Genomic DNA, 6,283 nt, shown 5'->3' with positions numbered 1-6,283 from the left:
CCATGTCGTCGCTCGCCTCTTCCACCGGCGCTGCAACAGCGCCACCGAAGAGCCGGGTATGGATCTGCCGTTCCGCTTCCATCGTATAGGTCTTGCGCAACCGCTCCAGCACCGGCGTCAGTTCCTCCGCCAGCGCGTCCGGCATGGCTTCGGACGAGAGCGCGGCAATCTGCATCGCGATGTCGTCCATGTTTTCGGCCAACCGGGATTGGCCATCGATACCCCTCGCCGCAGCCTGCAACTGCGCGATGACTTTCGGGCCATCGGCGTTGAGGCTTTCCATGGCCGCCGACAGGCCCTCGTCGAGCCGGGTGAGCAACGTCATGGCGTGATTGGCCTGCTGTTCGAGTCGCCCGATCTGGCCGGCATTGTCCCCGCCTGCCGCAGCGCCAAAGGCGCCGGCAAGGGCCGAGGCTTCATCGAGCTGCGCCATTGCGGCTTCTGCCGCCACCACGGTTTCCGTCGTCAGTTCGCGCAACTGCGAAGCGATCACCGTGAGCGAAGCGCCACGCGGACCCAATTGGGCGCAACGCACCGCGGCGTTCAGCGAGACAAGCCGCATATTGGATTCGATATCCTGCACCGCCGCGACATGGCCGAGAAGGATCGACACGGTCTGCTGCACAGCAGCAGCCACCGCTTCGAGCTTGCTGCGTTCCATTTCGCAGTCGCGCAGGATTTCGGTCGCAACGCGCAGTTGCGCACTCAGCACCGTCAGAGCCGAGGCTTCGTTATCGCCATCGCCATAGAGGTTGCGGCTGCGGGCCATGATGGTGCCGGCATCGCTTGCCAGCGCCTGCAATGCCTGTTCGGCTTCGCCCACTTCGCCGGCAAAGTCAGCGGCGGTCGCGCGTAGCTGTTCCTGTTCGAGGAGGCTGAGGGCCGTCAGGGCCTCGTCGCCAAGCGCTTCGTCGCTGCCCACGATATCGGCGAGGCAATCGAGCCCCGCCTCAACGTGTTCGAGACGCTGGCGGGTCGAGTCGCCCACCTGCAGCGCCATCACCGCGCTGCCGATCCGGCCGACGATCTGGCGCGACACGCGGCCGGTCTCGGCCGAGCTTGCCACCGCCGACTGCCGCTGGCGGTCGAGCGCTTCGAGCGTTTCGTCGAGATTGTGCGCCAGTTCGGTCAGCGTATGGGCGTGCGCGGCGTCGAACCGGTCGCGCTGCCCGGCGGCCTGGGCCACCTCCGTCACCAACTGGCGATAGACCATGCTGAATTCATGAATGGTCGAGCGCGCCGAATCCGACAGGGTCGAGATGTCGGTGGTAAAAACCTCGAAGTCGTCGCTGTCGCCGACAATGCCGGCGGCGGTGACGCGCGCATTGATCGAGACGATGCCGATCATCTTTACGGTCCGGCGCAGTTCCCCGATCGGGCTGTTGGCGGCAGAAACCACCTGCACCAAACGGGTCAGGTCGGCCTTTTCCTTGGCGAAATCCTCGGTGAGCTGCAGCGCCGTGCGCGCCACGGCGCGCAACTGGCTCGAGGCTTCGCTCACTTCCTCGCCCTGCAGGGCGGCTGGAAGCGCTTCGAACTGCCGGGTCAGCCTGTTGAGCATCGCTGCGCCTTCGGAAAGGCGCGAACCGACGGAAACGAAGGCCTCCTCGATCTCCTGCCGGGGCTTGGCGAGAGCGGTCGAGAGAGCAGAGATATCCCTGGCTTGGGGCTTGTTATTATTGGTCATGCCATGCCTCCGGTTGGTTTTGGAGCGTTGCGGCCAAAGTTCACGATTTCGGTCGCCATGCGCGAGAGCGGCAGCACCCGGCCGGCGGCGCCGCGCTGGATGGCTTCCTTGGGCATGCCGAAGACGACGCTGCTCTCTTCGTCCTGCGCCACGGTCGGGCTTCCCATCTGGCGCATTTCGAGAAGGCCGCGTGCACCGTCATCGCCCATGCCCGTCAGCAGCATGCCGAGCGCATTGCGCCCCGCAGCCTGGGCGGTCGAGCGGAACAGCACGTCCACCGAAGGACGGTGCCGGGACACATGCGGACCCTCGACGATCTTGACGGTATAGCGCGAGCCATTGCGCACGAGCTGCATATGCACATTGCCCGGCGCGATCAGCGCGCGGCCGGCCATGACGAGATCGCCATCCTCGGCTTCCTTGACCGTGATGGCGCAGGTCGAATCGAGCCGGCGGGCAAAGGCGCCGGTGAATTTTTCCGGCATGTGCTGGACGATGAGAATGGCCGGGCTATTGGCCGGCAATTCTTCCAGCACTTCGCGCAAAGCTTCGGTGCCACCGGTCGAGGCGCCGATCGAAATGATCGGCTCGGTCACCGGCATGCGCGCGATCAGGCTGTCGCGGCGCGCGTCCGAAATCGGCGGCACCACGGCGTCGGCCGTCAGCTTGGCTTCAACCTTGAGTTCCGGCGCAGCCTTCTTGAGGCCCTTCATCTTGGCATGCGCGGCGGCCTTGGCCGCATCGCAAATGCGCATGCGCGATTCCTGCAGGAACTGGGCGGTGTCGACGCGCGGCTTGGTCACCACATCGACGGCGCCCGCTTCCATGCACTGCATCAGCGTATCGGAGCCGGCTTGCGCCAGGCCCGAGCAGATGACCACCGGAATGGGCCGCTGCGACATGATCTTCCTGAGGAAGGTCAGGCCGTCCATGCGCGGCATTTCCACATCGAGAAAGATCACGTCGGGCACTTCGTGCCGGATCTTTTCGACCGCCACATAGGGGTCCGCCGCCGTCGCCATGACCTCGAGGTCAGGGTCGGCGGAGATGATTTCGCTCAGCGTGGTGCGGACCGAAGCGCTGTCGTCGACGATCAGCACGCGGATCTTACTCATGACTAATCAGCTCTCACACGCGCTGGAACACGGCAGGTGCAACCTGCCGGACGGGGATCGACGTACCGATCATGGACTCGGAATGACCAAGAAGTAGATAACCGCCGGGCCGAAGGTGGCCGACGAGTCGGTTGATCACCTTGGCCTGGTCAGCCTTGTCGAAATAGATCAGCACATTGCGCAGCAGGATGATGTCGACATCCCGGTCGAAGGGATACTTCTCATCCATCAGGTTGAGCCGGTGGAACTGCACGAGGCGCCGCAGTTCAGGCACGATGCGCACATCAGGCCGCAGCCCCGCCTTGCGGGCCCACATCAGGTATTGCGCCTGCATCGACTGGGGCACCGGCACGATCTGCTCGGCCGGATAGACCGCACGCCGGCCCATATCGAGCACATCGGTCGAAATATCGGTGCCAAGGATGGAAAAACGGAAGTTCTTCGAGGCCTTGGCCATGTCGGCCAGAACCATGGCGCAGGTGAACGCCTCGGCACCGGTCGAGGACGCAGCGCTCCAGATCTTCAGGTGCGGATTGCGCTCGCCATCGCGCGCCGCCAGCAGTTCGGGCACCATTTTCGAGCGCATCAGCTCGAAATGTTCGGGCTCGCGGAAGAAGTCGGTCTTGTTGGTCGTCACCACGTTGATGAGATAGGGCAGCTCGGCCTTGAGCCCATCATGGCGAAAAATATAGTCGCAATAGGCGTCGAAGGTGGCGATCTGCAGCGCGCGCAGGCGCCGGCGCAGCCGGCCTTCCACCATCAGGCGCTTGGCCGGCGGCAGGCGGATGCCAGCCTCCGAACCGATCAGGGCGGAAATCTTGGCGAAGTCGGCCTGGCTCAGATGGTCTTCGCCATCGGCTTCAAGAATTGGGGCACGCGATACTAGAGCCACTCTGGTCTCCAAGGGGAGAGGGGCCCGCGCCAAAAGCGGCGCGGGTCGGAAATGTTCAGGCGGCCGAGAGGACGTCAGCCCCCTCGCCCAGAAGCTTGTCGAGATCGAGCACGGTCACGAATGCGCCGTTGCGCCGTCCGATGCCCTCGATGCAGTGGTCCTGCCAGCGTGCATTGAAGTTCGGCGGCGGATCGAGCGTCTCGCTGTCGAGCACGGTCACCTCGAAGACGCGGTCGGCACGCAGGCCCAGCGTCACAGGGCCGGCGGCGCTGTTGACGGAGAGCACGACGATGCGCGTCGTCTCGGTATCGGCTGCCGGCTCCATGCCGAGCGTCAGCCGCAGGTCGAGCACGGGCACGCCCTGCCCGCGCACGTCGATGATGCCGAGGAAATTGTCCGGGGCCCGCGGCAGGCGCGAAATGACGCGCATGTCGAGGATTTCCTGGACCTTGGTGACCGGGGCGGCGAAGAGCTCCTCCGCCACGCCCAGGGTCACATATTGATTATGGTCAGCCATGGTACCCTCTTGTTAGGCCGAGATACGGGTGAAGCCTTCGTCGATCTCGTCCGAACCGTTGTCGAGCGACAGATCGAAGCCACCGGCATTGGCCTTGGGCCGGCCTGCAGCTTTGTGCATGTGCGGCGCCGAGGCCATGACGGCGCTCTTCAGATCGCGCTTGGCCTTGGGCGCAGCGGCCAGAGCGGCCGTCGCGGTATTGCCAAGACGGAAGTAGCTGATGGCGGACTGGAGCTGTTCGGACTGGCTTGCCAGCTCTTCAGCGGTTGCCGACATTTCTTCAGCGGCCGAGGTGTTCTGCTGGGTCACCTTGTCGAGCTGCTGGATGGCCGTATTGATCTGGGCCGCGCCCGCATTCTGCTCACGGCTGCCGGCGGTGATTTCCTCAACCAGTTCGGCCGTGCGCTGAATGTCCGGCACGAGCTTGTTGAGCATTTCGCCAGCCGACTGGGCCGCCTTGACCGTGGTCCCCGACAGCGTCGAGATTTCAGCAGCAGCGGCCTGAGAGCGTTCAGCCAGCTTGCGCACTTCGGAGGCGACGACCGCAAAGCCGCGGCCATGTTCGCCGGCGCGCGCGGCTTCCACCGCGGCGTTGAGGGCGAGCAGGTCGGTCTGGCGGGCGATTTCCTGCACGACGAGGATCTTGTCGGCGATGGTTTCCATGGCCGAAACCGCATTGGTCACGGCCTGGCCCGAAGCGATGGCGTCGGCAGCGGACTGGCGCGCGATCTTTTCGGTCTGGCTGGCATTGTCGGCCGACTGCTTGATGGTTGCGGCCATTTCTTCCATGGAAGCCGAAGCTTCTTCGGTCGAGGACGCCTGTTCGGTCGCACCCTGGGAAAGCTGTTCGGCGGTTGCCGACATTTCCTGGGCGCCGGCCGAGACGTTGTTGGCCGAAGCGATGGCGTCGGAAATCACGTCGCGCAGCTTTTCGACCATGCGTTCGAGCGCGATACCCAGCGTGTCCTTTTCCGACAAGCGCTTGGGTTCGACGGTCAGGTCGCCGCCGGCGATCTGATCGGCAATGGTGGCCGAGGCGCGCAGGTTGTCGGTCATCACCATCAGCGAGTTGGCGAGATCGCGGATCTCGTCATTGGCCTTGTGTTCGATCTTCTGGTTGAGATCGCCGATGCTGATGGCGTCAGCCAAACCAATGGCACGACGCAGGCCCGCACTGATGGTCATGGAGATCCAGAGAGCCACGCCGATCGAGAGAACGAGGGTCAGGCCGGTCGCCGCGAACAGCAGGCTGCGCGAGTTTTCGTACTGAACGTTGGTTTCCTGATCCATGACGGCCATGTCGTCGGCCACAAGGCCGTTGAGGTCGTCGAGGAGCGAAATCATCTCGTTGTTGACCGTGGCAGCTTCACCCATGGAGAGCGCTGCGGCGCGATCGTTGGATTCCACGGTGTTCTGCTTGCCAAGGGTCAGGATCTGGTCCTGCAGCGAAACCCAGCGCGGGAAGAGCTGGCGGAAGGCCGTTGCCTTTTCGCGAATGGTCGGATCGGTGTCCTGCTCGAGATTGGCGAGCAGCGGCTCGATCTGGCCACGATTGGTCAGGACGGTGTCGACATAGCCCTGAATTTCAGAGGCATTGCCGTTCATGATGAGGTTCTTCTCGGCGCGGGTGGCCAGCAGCACCGCATTGGCGAGGTCGTTCGATTCCCGCAGATTGGCGGCCGGACCGTCAACAAGGCGCGTAATCGCGTCGTTGAGCGAACCGAGGTTGGAAATCGAGAAGGCAGTCATCAGGCCCGAGATCAGGATGACCGCGGCAAAGGCCAGGCCAAGCTTCAGTTTGATAGTGAATCTCATTCGAGATCGTCCTTGTCCGACAGAACGCTCCTGCGTCCCTTAGTCATTTAGAGGCCGGCCGAAACCGGGTGGGTTGCTTTGGGGCCGGGCAAAGGTCCGGCCCACGATCTTGAAGCATTGCGTATCGGCAAAGGACGCGAAGGACTTCTGGCCTTCAGTGCCGTTATGCTGCGCCGGCGCGGCTGAACTCGTTGTCGAGATCGTCCGCAGCGCCGTCGAGTTCGAGTTCGAAGCCGCCGGTATTGGCCTTGCCGCGA

The 6,283-nt window shown here is 63.8% G+C and carries 5 protein-coding genes; all 5 read right to left on the bottom strand.

Annotated features, from left to right (window positions below; genetic code table 11):
* Positions 1-1,687: hypothetical protein (locus ABW043_RS07410; protein WP_353920579.1), on the bottom strand; the 1,687-nt coding region annotated here is incomplete at its 3' end.
* Complete coding sequence (locus ABW043_RS07405) at positions 1,684-2,802, bottom strand: protein-glutamate methylesterase/protein-glutamine glutaminase (protein WP_353920578.1); 1,119 nt, start codon at positions 2,800-2,802, stop codon at positions 1,684-1,686. The genes ABW043_RS07405 and ABW043_RS07410, both read right to left, overlap by 4 nt.
* A 13-nt stretch (positions 2,803-2,815) precedes the next feature.
* The gene (locus ABW043_RS07400) at positions 2,816-3,694 is read right to left on the bottom strand and encodes a CheR family methyltransferase (protein WP_353920577.1); all 879 of its coding nucleotides are present in this window, start codon (positions 3,692-3,694) and stop codon (positions 2,816-2,818) included.
* Positions 3,695-3,749: 55 nt separating this feature from the next.
* The gene (locus ABW043_RS07395; RefSeq protein WP_353920576.1) at positions 3,750-4,211 is read right to left on the bottom strand and encodes a chemotaxis protein CheW; all 462 of its coding nucleotides are present in this window, start codon (positions 4,209-4,211) and stop codon (positions 3,750-3,752) included.
* 12 nt (positions 4,212-4,223) lie between these two features.
* Positions 4,224-6,026, bottom strand: a complete 1,803-nt coding sequence (locus ABW043_RS07390; protein ID WP_353920575.1) for a methyl-accepting chemotaxis protein — start codon at positions 6,024-6,026, stop codon at positions 4,224-4,226.
* Positions 6,027-6,283: the final 257 nt, after the last annotated feature.

Origin of the sequence: Devosia sp. (genome assembly GCF_040509215.1) — a bacterium.
In the GTDB taxonomy this organism is placed as follows: domain Bacteria; phylum Pseudomonadota; class Alphaproteobacteria; order Rhizobiales; family Devosiaceae; genus Devosia.
This window is presented reverse-complemented; position numbering and strand designations above follow the sequence as displayed.